The sequence below is a fragment of the Dolichospermum sp. UHCC 0406 genome (assembly GCF_009712025.1).
GTDB classification, from domain to species: domain Bacteria; phylum Cyanobacteriota; class Cyanobacteriia; order Cyanobacteriales; family Nostocaceae; genus Dolichospermum; species Dolichospermum lemmermannii.
On the sequence record NZ_VILA01000014.1, the window covers coordinates 191,907 to 213,549 of the forward strand.

The window sequence follows — 21,643 nt, forward strand, 5'->3', positions numbered from 1 at the left end:
TACTAGCCAAATTCATCAAACAGAATGGAAAAAGCTACCATCTGATATGTCAAAAAATTTAGATTACTATTTATATGGTTCACCAAAAAGTGAAAGCTGATGAAACCAAAAACACAACTTGAATAAATATAACAACCTACAATTGAATATCTAAATATCATGACTATTGCACAAGAAACACGCTACTGTTCACCTGAAGAATATCTAGAATTTGAGGTAAATTCAGAACTACGTCACGAATATATTGATGGATTAATTATCCCCATGACAGGCGGAACACCAAATCATAATAAAATAGCTGGTAATTTATATGTTGCCATACATTTTGCCCTCAAGCGTCAGCCTTACGAAGTCTATTATACTGACCAACGGCTTTGGATTCCTAAACGACGGATTCATACTTATCCTGATGTCATGGTTGTCCAAACTCCCCTAGTGTTTGCAGAAGGAAGAAATGACACTATTACTAATCCAGTGATGATTGCTGAAGTCTTATCAAAATCTACCAAAGGTTATGATAGAGATGAAAAGTTTGCAGCTTATCGGACTATTGCTAGTTTTCAAGAATATATTTTAATTGACCAATACACAATGCACGTTGAACAATACGTTAAAACTGATCATAAAAAATGGATGTTTTTAGAATATGAAGACATTAACGATACTTTGAATTTAACTTCTGTTTCTTGTCAAATTTCTCTGGCTGATATTTATGACAAGGTAAATTTTAACTCTGATGAATCATAAAATAAATTCCTTCGCAGCATATATAATTTGATATTAATGCTCTAGCGTCTGTTATTGCGTAAACTTGATCATCAATAAATATATTCATGTTTAATTTCACTAGATTTCTCAGCTTCTAAATATTCTGAGGGAGAAATATAGTATTCACTTTTGCTAATAATTATTTTCCTATGTCTATAAATTGGTGCTGATAGCGTGACGTTAGCCATTATTTTCCTGAAAAATATAACTAATACTTTATAAATGCAACAGATTAATTGTCTTGAATAAGTTACAAAATGTGTTCGTTGTCACAAAAATCAACCAATTGTGAGGGGATCATGATATGAATTGCTCACTATTCATAAAAACTTATATAAATTAAGATCGCGATATATATACTTTAGGAAAACGACTGTTCAGAAATCCTGATTAAAAAAGATTGCCAGAACTTGATTTAGTTGCTAATGTGTGTAGGTACGACAGCACTGGTGAATGCTCGGAGCAAATAGAGAGGTAAAATCAATGAGCTTTATCCATCCTGCCAACAGTCTTTTATGTTGATTAAACAATCCTGACAACGAGGAATTTCTGCTGTTGAGAAGCAATAAAGGGGTATTGCAGATGAGCAGAAAAAGTATCTTCGTTCCTGTCGCTGAATTGAAATTTGATTTTTGTTTACCGTTCATCAATCGTCTTCCCTGTTGATTGCCAAGAAGGCAAAAGGAAGATGAAAAATGAAGAATTTAGAGGTGAAAACCGATGAAGATTCAAGGAAAAGTTGCACTCATTACCGGGGCTTCCCGTGGCATTGGTAAAGCGATCGCATTAGAATTAGCCAAACAGGGCATGAAAAGGTTAATATTGGTAGCACGCGATCGCCAAAAGTTAGCCGAAGTAGCCGCCCAAATCGAAGCCCTGGGCGTAGAAACTACAATCATGGCCTTAGACTTAACTCACTCAATCAACGTCAACATAGCCATAGCCCAACTTTGGCGAAGTTATGGACCCATTCATCTCCTCGTAAATTGTGCCGGAGTCGCACATCAAAACTCATTTCTGCAATCAAAACTTCCCCAACTGCAAGAAGAACTCTCCGTCAATTTGATGGGAATGTACACCCTCACCAACTTGATAGCCAAACGCATGGTTAGTCAAAAAAGGGGGATCATTGTCAATGTCTCCAGTTTAATGGGGAAAGTTGCCGCCCCGACAATGGCCACATATTCCGCCACTAAGTTTGCCATTGTCGGATTTACCCAGGCACTACGTCAAGAACTTGCCCAACACAATGTCCGTGTTATCGCCTTACTCCCTTCTCTGACGGAAACAGACATGGTGCGTGACTTGCAATCATTTCGAGGAGTGATCCCCATGACACCCGAACAAGTCGCCCAAGCCCTCGTTATCGGCATAGAAAACGATACCGCAGAAATCCTAGTAGGCTGGCAATCTCACCTAGCCGTATTATGCCAACGTCTCGCCCCTTGGTTACTAGAAATCATCATGCAACTGGCAACACCCAAAAAACCATTACCTGACGCTGCTGGATAAGGTTCAACCTAGTTAAGTTTTGTTTCGCGCAAAGGCGCAAAGGAGCAAAGGCGCAAAGTGTTTTTTGTGTCTTTGCGTAAAGTAAAGTTAAAAAATGGTAGGTTGGGTTAAGCGAAAGCGCAACCCAACTAAAAATTTGATAATGATAAGGAAGAAATGACACCATCACTAACCCTGTAATAATAGTGCAGAATCATAATTGATCTTACTGTAGCGATCGCTTGATAATCAAAATAGTTGCTACGAAATAATTATATTATTGTCTGAATCAGGATATCCAGGATTTTAGGATTAACAGGATTTTGATTTTATTTGTGGTGTACTAATATTTTAATTTGTCAGAATCAGGATGTCCAGGATTTTAGGATTTACAGGATGTTGTTTGAAAGTATCATGTTTTGATTTTTGATTGTCCATTTTTATCTGTGTTTATCTGCGTTTATCTGTGTTCGATTATTCTTGATATTACTGTTAGATTACCATTAGTTAAACGTTCAGAGCGATCATAATCTCCCTTTAAACGTATCTGTTCTGCATCAATTAGATAACGGTGAAATTTAGGATCAATTTTACCAGTTCTGGCAAAAAGTTCGCCAAATTTACTAATTACAGCGGAGTGTTTGCTAAAACTGAGATTTTCACTTACCAGGAATGCTTCAGCTATATAAAACATGGCATAATAGGCACGATAAGCAGCAAAATCAGGTAGATTTTCACCAGCTAAATTTTAGCTGCACGCAGACTATCTTGAGCTTTTTGCACTAGAAACTCTTGTTCTTTGTTCATAAAAATAAATACCTTCTTTTTTGATATTTTGGATTAGCATTGTTTGTTCTTTTTCAAAACGACTGAGGGAGTAAAATAGGTTAGAAATTACTACACTATATTTTAAACAAAGGGGACTAAGAAAAAAGCCAATTTTTTCAATTTCTTTGGTTGCTTGCACTAAATCTTTAAGTATAATTAATACATCAAAATCTGAATCAGGAGTAGCATCACCACGCGCTTGAGAACCAAAAAGAATCACTGCAATTAGTTGATCTTGGTATGTTTCAAGCAAGTTATTACACAATTCCTGCATAATTTCTTCTAGTTTTGGGTGTCTCATCGTTTAGTAATATTTTCTACTTGGAGATATAGCATTTTTTGTCAGAATCAGGATTTTAGGATTTACGGGATGTTGATTTTACTTGTGGTGTACTAATATTTTAATTTGTCAGAATCAGGATGTCCAGGATTATAGGATTTACAGGATGTTGTTTGAAAGTATCATATTTTGATTTTTGATTGTCTATCTTTATCTGTGTTTATCTGCGTTCAATTATTCTTGATATTACTGTTAGATTACTAATTTTTTTTAAACGAACCACAGAGGACACGGAGGACACAGAGAAAAAATATCAGTCATCTTTGTGTGGGAAGGAAGTAATTTTCTCGTTCATCTAATTAATTATTTCAGAATTGGGGAAGCTTTCATCAGAAAATAAAATCCTGTAAATCCTTTAATCCTGGTTATCCTGATTCAGACTTAATAATTTTCTGTAACTCTTAAATATTACAGTTTACAAGTCTCAACGCGAGAGAAGAGACCCCAAAGGGTCGAATAGGGAACTAGAAACATGGGAACAGGTCTAGACAAGGTAGGGAACAGGGTAGTATAGGGTAAGTGTCCTTTGGGTGCTGTCTCAGGGTAGGGTAAGATATCTACTCCAATAAAAGTTGCTTCTCTTCTCCATCCCACCTTGTCACCGAATTTCTTCCAGGCTTCCTCGTAATACTTGCCGTCAGCTATACCACCGACACTCAAGTAAATTTCCTTTTGGACACTAAAGCCAAATTTACCATTGCTATATTTTACCCATAGTTTGTCAATTGTGCGAAGATCAGCACAAGGAAAGTTTAATAGTTCTTTTTCTCTAATCAAATCGTCTTTCTCACGGCCTACAGCCTTTAACATTACTAGATAGGTTTCATAGTCTGCTTGCTTCCAGTTCCGTGCTGCTAGTAAGTCACGCAATTTGGTGTAGTTGATTCCTACTTCTGATTTTAATTGTATTTCTTGCTCTTTTTCAATATTAACTAAACCCAAATTTTCCCGAAACTTCAATACTGTCTGAGTCCGGTTTTCCGGTTCTAATTCCATACCCTCCAAAATAGCATCATTCACCCTCTGACTAAGACTTTGATTATAAACTTTTGGTTTTACTAAAAAGTCAAAAGTTTTAATCTGTTCACGTTTGTATGCGGGTGCTGGAGTAGATTTTGAGTCTCGTTTAAGTCCATCAGCCGTGAGAAGATAATATAAAGTTGCAGCCAAAGCGTAAACATCGGTATGGGGTCCAAAATTGCCTTTATCCCGATATTGTTCAATAGGTGCATAACCTTCTGTTAATGAGATAGTCATGCTTGTCTTAGCCATACTGCGAGTTGAACCAAAATCAATTAAAACGGCTTCTTGTTGATTTTGGCGTAAGAGAATATTTTCGGGTTTAATGTCGCGGTGTAAACTTCCTTTGGAGTGAATATATTCTAAAGCCTGACTAATTTGATTTATATATAGTAGTGCTTCACTTTCGGAAAGTTGTCCTTTATTTTGGACATACTTAAATAAAGTTACCCCATCAATATATTCCATCACCACGCCAACCAATCTAAATTTCTCCTCCTCAATTACTTTCTCTTCTTCGATAACTTCATGGACTTTGAGAATGTGTTTATGATCAAAACTTGCTATTTTTAAAGCTTCGTTAATAAACTTAACTTGTTGGGCTGCAAAGTCCTCTCGCAATTGCATTTGCTGATTGAGAGTTTTAATGGCGTATAATTTACCCGTCTTGGGTTCTAAAGCTTTGTAGGTAATACCAAAACCACCACTACCCAAGGGTTTACCTTGAATGATATATTTACCTTTGTTGATTGTTTGCCCTGGTTCCCAAATTATCATCGGTTGAGGAATATATAAAGATAATTATTTTTATAGTGACTCATTTTACCATCTAACGACCATAAAAAACCCACCCCACACTTCAGACAGATGAAAAGAATAGTATTCAGTGAAATTTGAAACCGCCAATTTATCTTTTTTTCTCTGGTAAATTACGAGGGGGGATCATTCTTCCTTCATAAAACTGCTTTTCTAATTGATTTAATTTCCACCATGCTGCACCCAATGAAAGAGGAATAAATGTTTCTGTTATCACGAATAAAATTGATTTTGTTTCTACCAAAAATGCGAATAAAGGACTACTAGCTAAAGCCAGAATAGTAAGAACACCACACCAGAATTTTAACTGTTGAATCCTTTTTAAAGCCTGACGACAACTAGCACATTTTTCTGTATGGGAATGATATCTTTCTAGCAATCCTTCCTTATTCAATAACAGTGGTGGTAAAGATTCCCCCGGAAATGTTTCCCCATGATATTGATTTACCCATTTACGTAACTCAGCCACAAAAGTATCTGCCTTTGTCGCTAGATAAAAGGCTTTATTAAAATTAGCACTACCACCTTTATCCGCTAAATAACGTTCTTGATAATGGAGAAAAATTTGATCATCTTCTAAAACGCCATTTTGTCCAATATGGACATACCAACGAGGACGAATTTTAATAAAAAATCCTGGTAGTTTAGACTTGAACTTAAAAGGAAAACGGGCAATGATCCGACATTCACCTTTGCGAATGGGGACAGCATAAACAACAGTTAAAATTCTGCCTTTTTCCGCATTAATATCATGCCACATTAAACCAGGGGCAATAAATGTTGTGGAAAGTTTTCCCGATTGTCCCGCTTTTAATCCTTGTTTCCAAATCCCTTCAAAACCATGTTTTCCTGATTCAACTATTTCTAATTCTAAAGGTGCAGCATTGGCACGATTTCCCACTGTAAGATGATGCGTAAAGGCAATATGACTAGGATCAAGGATATTTTCTAATAATGTTAAAGCATCATAAGGAACATCTCGAAAAGTGTTCATGATTACCCATCCTTCTGGTGCTGATTCGATGGGTTCAACTACAGGAACTTTCGTATTTACAGCTTTTTCTGGATTACCAGCATAGACAAATAATAATCCTTGTTTCTCTGTTGTTGGTAAGGATGAAACACAAGCTCTTGGAGAAGTTTCTGCTTTTCCACCAGCAACCTGTTGGGGAATTTTTTGACAAGTTCCATCTCCAGCAAATGACCAACCATGATAAGGACATTCTAATAGTCCATCTTCATTAATTCTGCCTTCAGAAAGAGGTGCAAGACGGTGAGGACATTGATCTATAAATACTTGCCAAGATGAGTTTTTTTGATCCCACCAAATCACAATATCTTTACCCAAAAGAGTGAAAGGTGTGGGTTTGGATTTGTCTAAATCTTGAAGGTAGTGAACTGGATACCATGCTTCTGCTAATTCAAAAGCATCTGGGTTACTCCCTCCAGGTAATATTTCTGTGATAGAATTATCGTTGATCAGAGATTGTGTTTGCACCATTTTCTGTATTGATTAATTTCCCATAACTTCTAATTGAACATTCTAGCAAGAACCATCCCTAATTGAACACTGATAATTCCTAAAATTGTACTACCTGAAAAATAACCAGCAGCAGCTAACCAATTACCACGTTGTAACAAGCCAACTGTATCTAACCCAAAAGTAGAAAAAGTAGTATATGCACCTAAAAATCCTGTAGCGGCAATCAACTTAACTTCTGGGGAAATCATCGCTGTTTTTTCCATAGCTAAAGTTGCGAAAAACCCCATTGCTAAACAACCACTAATATTAATAAAAAAAGTTCCATAGGGAAAACCAAAACCAAAGCGGTTTGTCAACCACAAAGTTAAATAATAGCGACTTAAAGCCCCAGCTATTGCCCCTAAACTAATGGCAATGGGAACACGAATTTCTGTCTGTTGTAACATTATTAGTCTTTTTTTGAATCAGCCTCAAACGGAAAACCGTACTTTGGTGACAGGTTTTCATCACTGTACCTCAAAATTGAACTCGATACAATCAAGAGGTGGCTAAAAGGATGCTGTTGTCCAGACAAAGTTATAAAAATTAATACAGCACAAGTAGGAGAGTTATCAAGATGGGAAATCAACTGAAAACGGCTATTTTACTAGGGACTCTAAGTGGCTTATTGATAGCAATTAGTTACTGGGTAATTGGTGGTACGGGGGGCTTGATTATAGGAATTGGGTTAGCAGCAGCGACTAATTTATTCTCCTGGTATCAATCAGATAAGATTGCTTTAGCCGTATATAACGCCCAGCCTGTCACCGCAGCGGAAGCACCAGCACTGTATCGTATTGTCCAAAAATTATCTAGCCGTGCCAATATTCCCATGCCGGGAGTGTACATTGTTCCTAGTCCCACTGCCAACGCTTTTGCTACAGGACGAGATCCTGAACACGCGGCTGTGGCTGTCACCGCCGGGATTTTAGACATCCTCCCAGAGGATGAATTAGAAGGCGTAATTGCCCACGAACTTACCCACATTATTAATCGTGATACCTTAACTCAAGCGGTGGCGGCTACTGTGGCTGGGGCTGTTTCTTTCCTCGCGCAAATGCTCAGTTATAGTCTGTGGTTTGGTGGCGGTTCACGGGATAATGAAAGAGGTGGCAATCCTTTGGGTGTATTAGCTACAGTTATTTTTGCCCCTATGGCTGCAACAATTATTCAGTTGGCTATTTCCCGCACTAGAGAATTCTCCGCTGACGCTGGTGCGGCAAAATTAACAGGTAATCCTCGCGCCTTAGCTAGGGCTTTACAAAGGTTAGAATCTACAGCTAGACAAATGCCTTTGAATGCTAACCCAGCTTTTGAACCATTATTAATTATTCATCCCATTTCTGGGCAGTTTTTGGGAAATCTTTTCTCTAGTCACCCAGCAACTGAAGCAAGAGTAGAAGCTTTACTACAATTAGAACGGCAACTGATTAGTCGTTAATAATCTATCTTTGGTCATAAGTATATTCATAAATCCCCAATTAACTGATGACCAAATTATGATGATTACAGGTGCAATATTCATCCACAAGTAAACTTTACCAACAGGATCTGGCAACTATGACTACTAACAATATTGAATCTATAGAAATCGTAGAAATTAGTCTTCATACCAGCGAAAATGGGGAAATAGATGAAGTTAAACAGGAAACTACAGCATTATTAGAGGCGATTAAGAACCGCGCCCAAGCTGAAGCTGAATCGGCTGGAACTATTACCCGTGAAACCTATTTAAATGCTGTGCGTCAGGTACGAGAAGCTATTGAAAAAGACAAACTGATCGAAAGAGACCGCTTAGAATATTCTTGGGCTAAAATTCAAGAAGAATTGGAGCATAATTGGAACTTACTGCATAAGGATGTCACAGATTTGAGCGACAGATTCCAAAATGCTGCTAAGGCTGCTTGGGAAGCTTTCAATGCCCCTCGTGATTAGGATTGATAATAAAAATAAGTAGGGATATAGCATAACTCATTGGTGTCAACTTAGGTTACAGATGGCTTATTTGTTTGGCTTCCACACCCGTCAGGGAATAAATTCCCTGTCTCATAGCTCAAGTCCGTTAAAACGGACTAATGAATTTTCCTAGTATTTAGTCATCTTTTAGATGACTTTCGCTATTAGCAAGGAACTTGAGTTTCTTGCGGGATGAAGATTTTGCGTTAAGTTGACACCAATGAGCATAAATGTATCCCTCATCAAAAATCGGATGGATAAGGATAGTCAAAATGTGATTATAATTATCTGCTTCTGATAAACCTGAAATCTCTCAAGTAATAAAAGAAGCAAATGGACTATTAATTTAACATCAATAATCACAAAAATCATCAAAATCCTAAAAATCACAGTTTAGACATTTTATCTAACAAAACACTAACCTTTTTAGCCCTTTCTGGTTGACGCTGTTTTTGCAATAATTCCTTTGCTTGAACTAAATTACTTTTCGCTTCTACTTCCTGTTGTTCCTGCATGAGAATATTCGCTAAACGTAAATAAGCATCAGGATTTTTGGGACTACTATCAATGACTCCACAAAATAACGCTTTTGCTTCGGCAATTTGTCCCTTCTGATTTAAAATATCTCCTAACAGCAAACGTACCATATCATTGGTAGAGTTGATAGCAATGACTTTTCTCAAAGCTATTTCAGCATTTTCAAAATCTTTAGCTTGATAAAAATTGATGCCTTTTTGAAATAAATTAGAAGTAATCAATGTTTTGATACTTAAATAACCAAGAATGGCAAGACCAAAAATGACTACGGAAATGGCGATAATATTGGAAGTAGGAAATGTTGCTAACATGAGTTTAAGCTAATAAACAGGAAACAGGAAAAATTAGATATTCAATGAAAAACAATTTCCAGATAAATTGATAGAAATTAGTAATGGCTTGTTTGTCTTGTAAATCAACTCCAGCACCTTGCCACCACATCACAATTAAAGCTACTGTATGAGTGATTAAGATGAAGATAGTGTTAACTTCCGCAAGATTGAATAAAGCTACTAAAATCATACCTCCATAACAGATTGTTAATACCCAAAGTGCGAGACTAAATACTTTTTGTTGTCCGAGTTGGAGGGTGAAAGTTGTGATATTATAAAATCTATCTCCTTCCATATCAGGAATATCTTTGAAAATAGCGATCGCAAATGTAAATACCAAGATAAACACCGTTAAAGCCCAAACTGCACCCGGAATCCCTTGGCTTCTTTGCAATACCCAACTAAAATGCAAAAACAAACCTAAATTAACAATCGTTCCCCGCACCGAAAAAATACACAAAGCAGCCCAAAATGGAAACTGTTTTAAACGAATTGGTGGTAAAGAATAAGCCGTACCAATTGCTAAACTTATCGTTACCATACCCATTAAAAATGGTCCCGTTAGCCATGCTAAAGCCAAAGCCACAATACCAGTAATAATAACAATTAATTGTCCTTGTCCTCTGGTAAATTCTCCCGACGCTAAAGGTAAATCTGGTTTATTGATTTTATCAATGTCAATATCTTCCAATTGATTCAAACCAACAATATAAATATTGCCACAGATACAAGCAATCCATGTTGCTAAAATTTGACTAATATGCAAACCAGAAAACTTTGTCGAAGTGACACCCAGGGTAATTAAATATAAACCCAAAACACTCAAAGTTGTTCCCATAATTGTATGGGGACGGGAAAACTTCCAAAAAGAATAAAACCAACTTCCTGGAAAAATAGCAGAACTTTGTTTATAAAATTGATTCATTTTTTGCTCTTTTTTGTTCGTAAGCACCTAAAGGAATTGAACTTATACCATTTCTTTATGAAACTGCGCCGAATTTCCTAACCTTATCTTTTTCTTCTCTGTGTCCTCTGTGCCTCTGTGGTTCGTTTATCCTTAAATTGAGTACATCTTTAAACAGAATTGGACTTATTTTGTCCCGCGTAATAATCCAAATCTAACTAATCCAGTTTCATAACCTCGACGCATTAAACCTAAAGATAATGCCCCCTGAATTGTAGTCCAACCAGCCATTAATAAACCGATAAATGCTTGGGGTGTAAACGCTGAATCAATGACAACATTCCAAAAAGGTGCAACTGCGGTTGACCAATCAGCCGTGCGAATATTATTTAATGGTAATTGCCAAGCGATCGCTTCATACTCCGCTAAAGAAATCACATAAGGTAAACAATAGACTCGATAAATATCCTCTAAGTGCTTTTGCTCATCCGTTGTTAGTGGTGACTTATCCGTATTCCGATGACACCATGTCACCATAATCAAAGTTCCACCGGGCTTTAACACGCGATAACACTCTTGTAAAAACTTAGTTTTATCTGGCATATGTTCACCGCTTTCCAGTGACCACACCAAATCAAAAGAATTATCATCAAAGGGCATTTCTTGGGCATTGGCAACCATGAATCTAGTCTTTTGACTCAAACTCATTGCCAAAGACCTTTCGGTGGCTCTAGCGGCTTGTACAGGACTCAATGTAATTCCCGTGGCATTGGCCCCAAACTTATCCGCCAAGTATAAAGAACTACCACCAATTCCACAGCCGACATCAAGAATATTTTCAGCACCCTTAACATCTGCCCATTTTAGCAACTCTTCAATTAAATCAATTTGTGCCTGACGGCGTTCCTTTACCTGTTTACCATCTACACCATAATAACCGTGGTGCATATGTTCTCCCCAAATCTGTTCCCACAGACTGGAAGAAGCATCGTAAAATTCCTGAATTTGTTTGTAAAGTATTTGACTCATGAATTTAATAATTAAAAAATGACAGGAAATTGAAAAAAAACTTATTCTTAGGCTACCATCTATGTTTTTAATTAGATAGGGATATTTTTCTGCCTGGGAATAACTCATTAATTCTACCTTGGTAAGATGTCAAAATAGCCTAATTGCACAAAGTTTATTTATTTTTCATTTTTAATTACTTATGACTGTTGCGCGGACAATTTGTTTGGGCTTTGTCGCTGTCATTCTCTTGGGAGCAATTCTCTTGACAATGCCTTTCTCTACTGGTAATGGTAATTGGAACGACCCAATTGTTGCCCTATTTACTTCAACTTCGGCGGTTTGTGTCACAGGTTTAGCAGTGGTAGATACTGGTACTGATTTTTCGTTTTTAGGTCAGTTGTTTATTGCCTTATTAGCCCAAATTGGTGGTTTGGGTTATATGACAACTACCACATTTTTAATGTTATTAATTGGCAGAAAATTTGACCTGCGACAAAAAGTAGCAATTCAACAAGCTTTAGACCGTCCAGGCATGAGTGGTAGCAGTCAAATTATCCGTTCTATTATTGCGACTACCTTATTATTTGAACTCACGGGAGTATTTTTATTAATGATAGTCTTTGTTCCCGAAAAAGGTTGGCAAGAAGGAACTTGGTTAGCTATTTTTCATAGTGTCAGTGCTTGGAATAATGCTGGATTTAGTTTATTTAAAGACAATTTAATAAGTTATCAATCTTCTCCTTTAGTGATTATCACAATTGGCTGTTTAATTATCTTTGGAGGTATTGGTTATCAAGTAATTCTGGATATGTATTTGTGGTTACGTGACCGCATAGTCAAAAAAACAAGTTATTTAGTATTCTCTCTAGATTTCAAAGTTGCTACTAGCACAACTTTAATATTATTAGTGTTAGGAACAATTGCAATTCTCTTTGTAGAAATCAGAAACGATAGTGTCTTTGGACAATTAAGTTTATCTGATAAAATATTAGCCGCTTGGTTTCAGTCAGTTAGTACCAGAACCGCTGGTTTTAATAGTATTGATATTGGGAAAATGACTAATGCTGGATTATTCATTATGATTGCTTTGATGTTTATTGGTGCAAGTCCTGGAGGTACAGGAGGAGGAATCAAAACCACTACTTTACGAGTGCTTACCAGTTGTACAAATGCAATTCTTCAAGGCAAAGAAGAGGTATTATTATATAATCGCAAAATTGCCATTTCTTTAATTCTAAAAGCCGTAGGGGTGGTGTTTGGTTCATTAGCTACAGTCATTGTTGCCACAGTTTTAATTAGTATTACCGACCCCAAATTGGCTTTTATTCAAATTCTTTTTGAAGTAGTATCAGCCTTTGGCACAGTCGGACTTTCTACAGGAATTACAGGGACTGTTTCTATTGCAGCAAAATTAATTTTAATTCTCACAATGTATATTGGTCGAGTTGGTGTTTTATTATTAATGTCATCTATATTAGGTGATCCTCGTCCTAGCAGAATCCACTATCCCGAAGAAAATCTCCTTGTTGGATAATCACCAATTACCAATTGATATCGAACTCAGGAAGAACGGAAATTAGATACCACATTCCCCAGTTATTATACTCAAAACGGCTTGATTGTTTGATTCTAAACGTAGGGGTTTAGCTCTGGCTTTACCCCTACACATCTGGGTTCTTTGTCATTTGGCAAAAGTACAGAGTTGAAAAAGATTCAAAGTCAATGGGAATAAAACTATCATGTCATTTATTTAGAAGTAAATGAAGAAACAGATATTAATGATATCCTAACCCAGTGGTGAAGCAAAATGAATTCTTCCAAAAAGCACAGGCAGAGATTACAACATTATTTTAACGCCGAATTAGGGCAATTTGTCGCTCTGAATCAAGATATTTTGGCGGAATTATTGACGTTTATTGATTTCTCTGAAAAGTTCACTTTGGGATTTATTGAGATTAATTTTCCTCCTGATGGAGAGTTATTAATTGAGGCATTAAAAACAAATTCCCAATGTGAGGAAATTCAATTTGTAATTCTCAAATTTGCTGATCCTAATTTGCGCTTTTTACGTGATGAAATTGTCAAAAAATTGCCAAAAATTGAAAAAGAAGCAAATAAAAAGTTAGTATTAATTATTCAAGGTTTAGAAAAATCTATTGGTGTGTTTGGTGAATATCCGCCATTTTTACAAGATTTGAATTTTGTCAGGGATGCTTATAAAAAAACTGTCCCTTATCCTATTTTGTTCATTTTACCAGATTACGCTATTAACCGATTAGCTAAATTTGCTCCTGATTTTTGGGCTTGGCGTTCTGGTGTATTTAGATTTAAAACTTTAGAAAATCTCATTACTTAAACTTTACAAATTTGGGAATAGTAGCCGAAGAAATGCGGGAATATGCCCAAGCACGGGACTTTTATCAACTAGCTTTATCTATCTTTATCGAATTTGGCGATCGCTTTTCTCAAGCTAGAACATACCACAATTTGGGAATAGTAGCCCAAGAAATGCGGGAATATGCCCAAGCACGGGACTTTTATCAACTAGCTTTAGCTATCAAAATCGAATTTGGCGATTTTTAGAGAGATTACCAGAGTGATAAAATAAATACGGTTGTTTTGTTTGCTTTCACAACCGCCCTGAAATGAATTTCAGGGCTAATAGCCAAAGTAAACTAAAGTTTACTAAACAATTTTCAGGTTATTTAGTCATCTTTAGATGACTTTTGCTATGAGACTGGGAATTCATTCCCAGACGGGTTAAAGGTTTTGCGTTAAATAGAAAAATAATAAATTTTTAAAGCACTTCCCATTCATCTCTGTTAATTTGAGCTTGTTTTAATATCTTTGCTAATAAGCTTTTGCTAATATCTCCTTCATGAGGATTAGGAATTATTAACCTCACATCATCTCTAACCATAAATTGATGTCTTGTCCCTGAATATGGACCATCAAAGCCAATTTGTTTCAGGTAATAAATTAAATCCCGGCGACTAATAGGTGCAAAGCTTGGCATCAAGCTACATCCTTTTTCAAAGCAAGGTAAATACCATCTAACTCAGGTATATTATGTCCTAACTGCAATCCTAAAACAATCCATTCTTCTAAAGATTGTTTTAATTCTTCCCGACAATTTTCCAGTGTAGGTGCATTGGCATATAAACCTTGTAATTCAGGGACTTCAGCGTAAAAAGTACCATCTTCTAAAAGTTCATATTTAGCGCGTTTTAAGGCTGATTGAATGTAGTCTGTTATCATTTGTTTTGTCTAATAAGCCTATTTCTCTGATTAAATTGTAATCTGAAAATCAAAATCCTACTTAAATTATATCATCAACCTGATAAACGCCGTAAAAATTCCCTGTGTTCTGGTGAGTTTAATCCTGTTTGCAATACTTCTAAAACCTTAACCATATCACCTGCTAATAATGCCGTTACAGATAACCATAATCCGGGCATAACTTGACTTTTAATAATTCCCTCTGTATCAGGTTGCAGTAATATATATTCACTGTCATGTAACCCAAACCAATCTAATTTATTTTCTAAACTCTGCCAAACAAGATATTCCTGAATGCCGTTCCGCTTATAGGCTTTTTTCTTATCATATAAATCATAAGCTGCACTGCTGGCAGCAATTTCCGCGACTAATTCCGGTGCGCCTTCAATATAATCATCATCGGTAATTCGAGATTTTCCACCTAAACTTTCATCAATTAATAAAACTCCATCGGGTTGAGGTTCATTATCCTGATCTAATCTAATGGTGGGTTCTATTCCTAATTTAATTCCGGGGGTATAAATTTGATAATTTCCTAACCAAATCATCAATTTAGCATGGGGTTCTGCATGACGTTGAAAGCGTAAAGGTGAAGCCACGTAAACTACTCCTTCGATTAATTCAGCTTTTTTAATATCGAGACTTTCAGTATAACGACGTTCAAATTCATGGCGTGATAAGCGATCGCCATTTTCTAATGGTAGAATTTGAGGAGTTGGGTTAGTTTGTGACCGCTGCATTACCATTTGCTATACCTCCAAGAATTAATTGACACAATCAGCAGAGGACGGGAAAACCCGCCCCTACATCATAAACTATTTGGCTGGGGGTAAAGTTCCACCACTAGCAGCCGGCGGTTCTGTGTAATCGCAAAAGACATGGACCCCTATTTTGAGGATATATAAAACTATAACGGTCGCAATGGCAGGATCAAGAGGTAAACCACTAGATGAAGCTAAACCCACTAAGGAAACTATAACACCAGTGAGTAAAGGAGAACTGCCCGGATTTCTGGTATATTCTCTGAGTTGACCACGAAACCCATCATCACCACAAAGTTCATTTCGCAAGGCTTTGAGGGTGATTTGTAAAAGTGATTTATCTCCCCCCATCATAGCTTGACCATTTTTTTCTTGCCATAAATCTTGAAAAGCCGTTTCCATGTCGCCATTGTGCTTTTCTAAATGATCCATTGCTTCCAGTCCGGGGGTATAATCAGGCATTAATTCCCGCATAGCTTTGATTTCGCTGTTAGTTATTTGCATAGCTAATTTAGGTGGTTTACTTAGTAGTATCAAAATCAACTACATTATGGACAGGGATTATTCATTCCGTATTTAGTGTACCAATTACCAATCACCAATTACCAATTATGAATCTTTCATCATTAAAATTTCTTCGCAGTTTACGTAAAGATAACCACCAATTTGCTGTAATTGGGTTAGGTCGTTTTGGTCGTTCCGTTTGTTCAACATTGCATAATTTAGGTTATCAAGTATTGGCTACAGATGTGAACGAAAAGCAAGTTTCTGAAGCTTTGAACGAACAAATTGTTGGTCATGCTTTGCAACTAGATTCAACCGAACCAGCAGCACTAAAAGAAGCCGGAATTTTTGAATTTGATACCGTTATTGTCGCAATTGGTAATTACGTTCAGGAAAGTATTATTACTACTTTAAATGTCAAAGAAGGTGGTGTACCTCACGTGGTGGCAAAAGCCTCTAGTGAAGTTCACCGTAAATTATTACAACGAGTGGGAGCAGATCATGTAGTATTTCCTGAATATGAAGCCGGTTGTGCTTTAGCACGCACACTTACTAAACCGGGAATTTTAGAAAGATTTGATCTTGACCCAGATAATAGTATTGTTGAATTAATTGTTCCTGATGAATTTCATGGAAAAACCATTGCTGAACTTCAACTTCGTAACCGCTATGGTTTAAATATGTTAGCTGTGAGTCATGATAGTAAATTTATCATTAATCCCGAACCAACTAAACGTTTAGAAAAAGGTTCTGCAATGGTAGTAATTGGTTGCAATAAAGATATAAATCGTTTACCAATATAGAGAACAGGGAACAGGGAACAGGGAATAGGGAATAGGGAATAATAATTTTTTCAATTAAGTAGGTGAACGGAAAAAAACCGTAGACGCGGAGCGGCTTCTCGAAGAGTAATATGTAACGAAAAGTAAAAAGTCATCCTGAATCTAATCTCAATTAGATGATCCATTACTTCATCAAAAATTCATAATTTAATGCTTTTCCCTTCTGGTAATATCAGCATGGCATCACCAAAAGAATAAAAGCGGTATTCAGAAGTAATTGCTTCTTGATAAAGATCCAACAATCTTTCTCTACCAATCAAAGCACTAACCAGCATCAATAAACTAGAACGGGGTAAATGGAAATTGGTGATTAAACCCTCCACAACCTGCCATTTATACCCAGGATAAATAAATAAATTTGTCTTCCCCACAAATGGCTGTAAATCTCCCAATTGTGCTGCACCCTCCAAAGCCCTTACCGCTGTTGTTCCCACCGCAATAATTCGCCCCCCAGCAGCCTGAGTAGCCCGAATTTGCTCAACGGTATCAGCAGGAACTTCAATCCATTCTTCGTGCATAGCATGGGTAGTAACATCTTTTACTTCTACTGGGCGAAAAGTACCGATACCCACATGAAGAGTAATAAAAGCCTGATTAATGCCACAACTACGCAATTTTTCTAGTAATTCCGGTGTAAAATGTAATCCTGCTGTTGGGGCGGCGATCGCTCCTTCTTCAGCCGCATACACTGTTTGATACTGTTCATCAGCAGCCGTAGAAGCCGTGATATAAGGTGGTAGAGGAATTTGTCCAAATGTCCCCAACACCTGCAATAAAGGAACTTGCTCCGGTAACTCAAACTGTAATAATCGCCCCCCAGTTTCCGAATCTGACTCAACCACTGTTGCCTTTAATGTTTGTTTATTTCCCTGTTCCCCCGATGTAAAAATAATTTCATTGCCTATCTTAAACCGCTTTCCTGGCTTCACCAAAGCCAACCAGCAATTATGTCGCCGTTCCTCTACCAGTAACACCTCCACACTCCCACTCGTAGACGTATAGCCATACAACCGAGCGGGAATAACTTTAGTATTATTCATCACTAGCAAATCTCCCGGCTTTAACAGTTCCGGCAAATTACGGAAAATGTGATGTAGTGGTGGTATAGTCTTAGCGGTTTCAGGAGAATTTACCACCAATAACTTAGAACTATCTCTAGGAACAGCAGGGTTTTGGGCAATTCGTCCCGGTGGAAGTTCGTATTCATAACCAGACAACGAACAATCTAAATTGATATCTTGTGATTCTGCTTGTAGTATTTTTTGCTTCATATTAATTGAGTAATTGAGTAATTGGTAATTGGGAAAATTATTTCTCCCTGCCCCCTGCCTTCTGCCTTCTGCCCAGATTGGGTAAATCTCCCCATAAAAGAACGGGTGCTTTTACCCTACCGGGAACTCCACCCCATTAACGAAGATAGATAGGTAGAACTAAATTTAATCCCATAACATGATGATGGAATACTTATACTATCTAGGCAATGCCACCCTCACCCTGAGAATCGTTCAATACCTACATGGTAGACCACAACTTCCCCTATCCTTTGTGAGCGTGATTCATCAAATTGATGGTTGGGTAGTCAGAATTAAATTCAAAGAAACAGTCTCAGATCAACAAGACGGCGATTTTCGAGCTTTCTTGAGTGAATTGGGAATTAGCTATCAACCACCAATGAGAGTCCAAATGGCGTTTTGGAGTTTAGAAGCCGGACAAACACCCGTAGACGTAATGCGTCGTTACCAAGTAGCAGTTGTTTCTCATGGTAGCCCGGAAAGGGAAGAAATTGAAGCATTTAGACAACAGTTTGTTCGAGGTTTAGGATATTGTCCAGAAACACTCGCTTAAACAGTTCTAAATTAAGTATCGCAAAGTAAAAATAATTTCGCCATAGCATTTATTATTTATCAAAAGCTGCCTCAATGTATTGTTGCAGTTTAAACTCATATCCAGATATAGATAAACGCTCTAAAAATTTGTCCCCAATAATTTTTCTAGTTTCTGGTTGATAGTGAACCAGTGCTACATCAAAGCGACAAGCATAATCAGCTTTTTGTGGATATTCAGCTAAAAATATTTCCGCCGTCCGCCAAATTTTTGCTTGTTTTTGGGGAGTAATGGCATTTTTTCCCCCCTCATCCCAATTACCAGAACTGCGGGTTTTCACTTCAACAAACGCTACAATTGAGTCTTGATATTGAGCGATAATATCAATTTCTCCCCAAGGACACCAAAAGCGACGCTGCAAAACTTCCCAACCTGTAGATTGTAACCATTTGGCTACCAGGTCTTCACCTATGTTACCAATATCTGCATAATTAAATGGAGAAGGATTAGCCATTAATTAACAATACCATGAATACTAAACATCGCAATTGGATAAGCATACTCAGTTTATTACTTTGGGCAATCATTTCCACCACAGCTTTAGCAAGTTTTGTCCCTACTGCTGTAGCACTGGAATATAACAAAGAAATTCTGATCAGTGCTGATTTTTCTGGACGTGATTTAACAGATTCTAGTTTTACTAAAGCAAATCTTCGCTACAGTAATTTTAGTCACTCTAATTTAAGAGGTGTTAGTTTTTTCGCCGCCAATCTAGAATCAGCAAATTTACAGGGAGCAGACCTAACTAATACTACATTAGATTCAGCGCGATTGATTAAAGCCGATTTAACCAACGCCATATTAGAAGGAGCATTTGCCGCTAACGCCAGATTTGATGGTGCTATAATAGATGGTGCAGATTTTACCGATGTACTACTGCGTCAAGATGAACAAAAGAAACTATGTAAGTTGGCAAAAGGTACTAATCCCGTGACAAAAAGGGATACAAGAGATACTTTATATTGTTCTTAGATCAGATCAGATACCCGGCTTCTTAAACAAGTCGGGTATCTGACGCTTACAGTATTTATATATTTTGTAAAATTTGTGAAAGTGTTAATTTGAGTTCTGGAAATAATGGCGATATAATTAAATCATTACCTCTAAATTGATTAACTATGTATTCATCATCAACTAAAGAATAAATAGAAATAGTCGGTTGTTTAGGATTACCAATAAATCTTTTACCACCGAAAGCACCATAATCAACTATCCAATATTCAGAAATACCCATTGATTCATAATCGTTGGTTTTATGAGTATAATCTGTTTGCCAATTACTGCTAACAATTTCTATTACTAAAGGAACTGAAGCAGCTTGAGTAATGGTTGATTCTTTTTTCCACAAAGGTTCATTAGGTAAGTTAGCAGGATTGAGTAATAAAATATCAGGTGAATAGGCAGATTCAGATTTTGGTGTTTTGATTAATGTTGTTTTAGGTATGAGGTAAGAAAGATTAAGTCTATCTAATTCTCCTGATATCTTACGGGCTAAAAAACCAATTACGAATTCATGATCTCCTACTGGTGGGTTCATTTCTACAATTTCTCCATTGTGTAATTCATAACGTGATCCTGTTTCTGGATAGGATTGGATAAACTCCTCAAAGCTGACTGATTTGGTTAAGGTTTGAACCATGATTCACCTCTTGAATGGTGATAATTTGCTGATTTTAATTATACTATATAGAAATCCAATATTACCAGAAATTTTGGTTCTAATGCTCTGAATAAAGTGAAACCCAACATTGGCGTTAAGATAGTAAGAGTTGTTGGGTAACATACGTCAACCCAACCTACAATAAATGTTTACATAAAGGGAACGTTAGAGCCAAAATTATTGATTTTATGTAACCAATTTATGATATAAAATTGTTATTTATCTCCTATAAAATATGCACCAGCAAGAAATTCGACTGAAACCCGGTACATTATGGACAAGTCTTAAAAAAACCACCGAACTAGCTTTAAAATCTGGAGCTTTAAAATCTATTCCTACAGAGTTGGAAATTTTTGAAAAAGATGGAATCAAGTTTGTTATCAGAATTTTAGAAAATATCAACCGCAAAAACGCTGATAAGGCTAAAAAAGATCAAGAAGCGACTAAAACTGGTAAAGAATTTAATCCTTTTTTACCCTACGAAGAAGATTTATTTGTCACAGATATCTCTAATACTCATGTTTGTATTTTAAATAAATTCAATGTTGTTGATTATCACTTATTAATAATCACCCGCGCTTTTGAACCACAGGAAAGCCTACTTACCCTAGAAGACTTAACAGCAGTATGGGCTTGTTTAGCAGAATTTAATGGGTTAGTATTTTATAATGGTGGTAAACTTGCCGGTGCGAGTCAACCACATAAACATTTGCAAATTGTTCCTTTTACAGAAACAGATATTCCCATTTCACCACTTTTGAAAACAGCAAAATTAGAAAATGATCTGGGAACTATTCCAGAATTTCCCTTTTTACACGCTTTCACTACTCTTAAAATGGGAGAAAGTGCAGAAGTAACCTTAGAAAAATATCATACTTTATTGCGAACTGTGGGAATTAAACCTCTAGAAAATAATATGCAATCAGGAGCATATAATCTTTTATTTACGCGAGAATGGATGTTAATTATCCCCCGCAAACAAGAAGAATTTGAGAAAATTTCTGTCAACTCACTAGGATTTGCGGGGGCATTATTAGTTAAAAATCAACAACAAATGCAATTACTAAAAAATATCAACCCTATTAACCTTTTAAATAATGTTGCTTTTCCTAGACAACAAAATTGAATCTTAGACTACAATATGAGTTATTGTATTTCCTTTGCGTCTTTGCTCCTTAGCGTCTCTGC

Annotated in this window: 27 protein-coding genes; 11 read left to right on the forward strand and 16 right to left on the reverse strand. The window is 36.7% G+C overall.

Features of this window, described 5'->3' with window-relative positions; translation table 11 throughout:
- The first annotated feature begins 159 nt into the window (after window positions 1-159).
- Window positions 160-747, forward strand: coding sequence for a Uma2 family endonuclease (locus FJR09_RS11910; RefSeq protein ID WP_015083670.1), 588 nt, complete (start codon window positions 160-162; stop codon window positions 745-747).
- A gap of 71 nt (window positions 748-818) precedes the next feature.
- On the opposite strand, the gene FJR09_RS24445 is transcribed toward FJR09_RS11910, so the two are convergent.
- Window positions 819-956 (reverse strand): hypothetical protein, encoded by a 138-nt coding sequence (locus FJR09_RS24445; RefSeq protein WP_174783290.1) that lies wholly within the window; start codon window positions 954-956, stop codon window positions 819-821.
- A gap of 532 nt (window positions 957-1,488) precedes the next feature.
- Between FJR09_RS24445 and FJR09_RS11920 the strand changes: the two genes are divergently transcribed.
- On the forward strand, window positions 1,489-2,280 hold the full coding sequence (locus FJR09_RS11920) for an SDR family oxidoreductase (protein ID WP_168653152.1): 792 nt from the start codon (window positions 1,489-1,491) through the stop codon (window positions 2,278-2,280).
- A gap of 439 nt (window positions 2,281-2,719) precedes the next feature.
- Here the strand turns inward: FJR09_RS11920 and FJR09_RS11925 are convergent, their stop codons facing one another.
- From FJR09_RS11925 to crcB, 5 genes are all read right to left on the reverse strand, one after another.
- The gene (locus FJR09_RS11925) at window positions 2,720-2,953 is read right to left on the reverse strand and encodes a hypothetical protein (RefSeq protein ID WP_015083668.1); all 234 of its coding nucleotides are present in this window, start codon (window positions 2,951-2,953) and stop codon (window positions 2,720-2,722) included.
- Between the two features lie 69 nt (window positions 2,954-3,022).
- Entirely contained in the window at window positions 3,023-3,340 is a 318-nt protein-coding gene (locus FJR09_RS11930) for a nucleotidyltransferase domain-containing protein (protein ID WP_168654090.1), read from the reverse strand.
- A 495-nt stretch (window positions 3,341-3,835) separates the two neighbouring features.
- A complete protein-coding gene (locus FJR09_RS11935; protein WP_168653150.1) occupies window positions 3,836-5,224 on the reverse strand; it encodes a serine/threonine-protein kinase in 1,389 nt (462 codons plus the stop codon).
- 130 nt (window positions 5,225-5,354) lie between these two features.
- Window positions 5,355-6,764 carry a Rieske 2Fe-2S domain-containing protein gene (locus FJR09_RS11940; protein WP_168653149.1) on the reverse strand — a complete coding sequence of 470 codons (1,410 nt, stop codon included), beginning with the start codon at window positions 6,762-6,764 and terminating at the stop codon, window positions 5,355-5,357.
- Between the two features lie 29 nt (window positions 6,765-6,793).
- Window positions 6,794-7,192 (reverse strand): fluoride efflux transporter CrcB, encoded by a 399-nt coding sequence (gene crcB / locus FJR09_RS11945; RefSeq protein ID WP_168652332.1) that lies wholly within the window; start codon window positions 7,190-7,192, stop codon window positions 6,794-6,796.
- A 170-nt stretch (window positions 7,193-7,362) separates the two neighbouring features.
- Between crcB and FJR09_RS11950 the strand changes: the two genes are divergently transcribed.
- Together FJR09_RS11950 and FJR09_RS11955 are read left to right on the forward strand one after the other, a co-directional pair.
- Window positions 7,363-8,226: a M48 family metalloprotease gene (locus FJR09_RS11950; RefSeq protein WP_015083661.1), complete on the forward strand. Its 864-nt coding sequence runs from the start codon at window positions 7,363-7,365 to the stop codon at window positions 8,224-8,226.
- Between the two features lie 119 nt (window positions 8,227-8,345).
- A complete protein-coding gene (locus FJR09_RS11955; protein WP_148760970.1) occupies window positions 8,346-8,720 on the forward strand; it encodes a hypothetical protein in 375 nt (124 codons plus the stop codon).
- Window positions 8,721-9,127: 407 nt separating this feature from the next.
- Here FJR09_RS11955 and FJR09_RS11960 read toward each other — a convergent pair whose 3' ends face one another.
- From FJR09_RS11960 to FJR09_RS11970, 3 genes are all read right to left on the reverse strand, one after another.
- Window positions 9,128-9,589 carry a M48 family metallopeptidase gene (locus FJR09_RS11960; protein WP_015083659.1) on the reverse strand — a complete coding sequence of 154 codons (462 nt, stop codon included), beginning with the start codon at window positions 9,587-9,589 and terminating at the stop codon, window positions 9,128-9,130.
- Between the two features lie 4 nt (window positions 9,590-9,593).
- Window positions 9,594-10,535, reverse strand: coding sequence for a homogentisate phytyltransferase (locus tag FJR09_RS11965; RefSeq protein WP_168634204.1), 942 nt, complete (start codon window positions 10,533-10,535; stop codon window positions 9,594-9,596).
- A gap of 165 nt (window positions 10,536-10,700) precedes the next feature.
- On the reverse strand, window positions 10,701-11,543 hold the full coding sequence (locus FJR09_RS11970) for a methyltransferase domain-containing protein (RefSeq protein WP_041458679.1): 843 nt from the start codon (window positions 11,541-11,543) through the stop codon (window positions 10,701-10,703).
- 181 nt (window positions 11,544-11,724) lie between these two features.
- Here FJR09_RS11970 and FJR09_RS11975 point away from each other — a divergent pair, with 181 nt between their 5' ends.
- The 3 genes from FJR09_RS11975 (at window position 11,725) to FJR09_RS11985 (ending at window position 14,108) form a co-directional block, all read left to right on the forward strand.
- Complete coding sequence (locus FJR09_RS11975; protein WP_168653148.1) at window positions 11,725-13,059, forward strand: TrkH family potassium uptake protein; 1,335 nt, start codon at window positions 11,725-11,727, stop codon at window positions 13,057-13,059.
- A gap of 273 nt (window positions 13,060-13,332) precedes the next feature.
- A complete protein-coding gene (locus FJR09_RS11980; protein WP_051155258.1) occupies window positions 13,333-13,881 on the forward strand; it encodes a hypothetical protein in 549 nt (182 codons plus the stop codon).
- 11 nt (window positions 13,882-13,892) lie between these two features.
- Window positions 13,893-14,108, forward strand: a complete 216-nt coding sequence (locus FJR09_RS11985; RefSeq protein ID WP_051155257.1) for a tetratricopeptide repeat protein — start codon at window positions 13,893-13,895, stop codon at window positions 14,106-14,108.
- 214 nt (window positions 14,109-14,322) lie between these two features.
- Here FJR09_RS11985 and FJR09_RS11990 read toward each other — a convergent pair whose 3' ends face one another.
- The 4 genes from FJR09_RS11990 to FJR09_RS12005 form a co-directional block, all read right to left on the reverse strand.
- Window positions 14,323-14,541, reverse strand: coding sequence for a type II toxin-antitoxin system HicA family toxin (locus tag FJR09_RS11990; RefSeq protein ID WP_015083655.1), 219 nt, complete (start codon window positions 14,539-14,541; stop codon window positions 14,323-14,325).
- Window positions 14,541-14,783: a type II toxin-antitoxin system HicB family antitoxin gene (locus FJR09_RS11995; RefSeq protein WP_015083654.1), complete on the reverse strand. Its 243-nt coding sequence runs from the start codon at window positions 14,781-14,783 to the stop codon at window positions 14,541-14,543. The genes FJR09_RS11990 and FJR09_RS11995 overlap by 1 nt, the downstream gene beginning before the upstream one ends.
- A 74-nt stretch (window positions 14,784-14,857) precedes the next feature.
- Complete coding sequence (locus tag FJR09_RS12000; protein WP_015083653.1) at window positions 14,858-15,550, reverse strand: Uma2 family endonuclease; 693 nt, start codon at window positions 15,548-15,550, stop codon at window positions 14,858-14,860.
- 69 nt (window positions 15,551-15,619) lie between these two features.
- Window positions 15,620-16,069, reverse strand: a complete 450-nt coding sequence (locus FJR09_RS12005; protein ID WP_015083652.1) for a hypothetical protein — start codon at window positions 16,067-16,069, stop codon at window positions 15,620-15,622.
- A 107-nt stretch (window positions 16,070-16,176) separates the two neighbouring features.
- Between FJR09_RS12005 and FJR09_RS12010 the strand changes: the two genes are divergently transcribed.
- Window positions 16,177-16,872, forward strand: a complete 696-nt coding sequence (locus FJR09_RS12010; RefSeq protein WP_015083651.1) for a TrkA family potassium uptake protein — start codon at window positions 16,177-16,179, stop codon at window positions 16,870-16,872.
- A 179-nt stretch (window positions 16,873-17,051) separates the two neighbouring features.
- Here FJR09_RS12010 and queA read toward each other — a convergent pair whose 3' ends face one another.
- Window positions 17,052-18,182, reverse strand: coding sequence for a tRNA preQ1(34) S-adenosylmethionine ribosyltransferase-isomerase QueA (queA, locus tag FJR09_RS12015; RefSeq protein WP_015083650.1), 1,131 nt, complete (start codon window positions 18,180-18,182; stop codon window positions 17,052-17,054).
- Window positions 18,183-18,366: 184 nt separating this feature from the next.
- Between queA and FJR09_RS12020 the strand changes: the two genes are divergently transcribed.
- Window positions 18,367-18,756, forward strand: coding sequence for a hypothetical protein (locus tag FJR09_RS12020; protein WP_015083649.1), 390 nt, complete (start codon window positions 18,367-18,369; stop codon window positions 18,754-18,756).
- 52 nt (window positions 18,757-18,808) lie between these two features.
- Here the strand turns inward: FJR09_RS12020 and FJR09_RS12025 are convergent, their stop codons facing one another.
- Window positions 18,809-19,249 carry a YraN family protein gene (locus FJR09_RS12025; protein WP_015083648.1) on the reverse strand — a complete coding sequence of 147 codons (441 nt, stop codon included), beginning with the start codon at window positions 19,247-19,249 and terminating at the stop codon, window positions 18,809-18,811.
- 14 nt (window positions 19,250-19,263) lie between these two features.
- Here FJR09_RS12025 and FJR09_RS12030 point away from each other — a divergent pair, with 14 nt between their 5' ends.
- A complete protein-coding gene (locus tag FJR09_RS12030; RefSeq protein WP_015083647.1) occupies window positions 19,264-19,767 on the forward strand; it encodes a pentapeptide repeat-containing protein in 504 nt (167 codons plus the stop codon).
- 55 nt (window positions 19,768-19,822) lie between these two features.
- Here FJR09_RS12030 and FJR09_RS12035 read toward each other — a convergent pair whose 3' ends face one another.
- Complete coding sequence (locus FJR09_RS12035) at window positions 19,823-20,434, reverse strand: Uma2 family endonuclease (RefSeq protein WP_015083646.1); 612 nt, start codon at window positions 20,432-20,434, stop codon at window positions 19,823-19,825.
- 256 nt (window positions 20,435-20,690) lie between these two features.
- Here FJR09_RS12035 and FJR09_RS12040 point away from each other — a divergent pair, with 256 nt between their 5' ends.
- Window positions 20,691-21,581 (forward strand): DUF4922 domain-containing protein, encoded by an 891-nt coding sequence (locus FJR09_RS12040; RefSeq protein WP_015083645.1) that lies wholly within the window; start codon window positions 20,691-20,693, stop codon window positions 21,579-21,581.
- The last annotated feature ends 62 nt before the right edge of the window (window positions 21,582-21,643 follow it).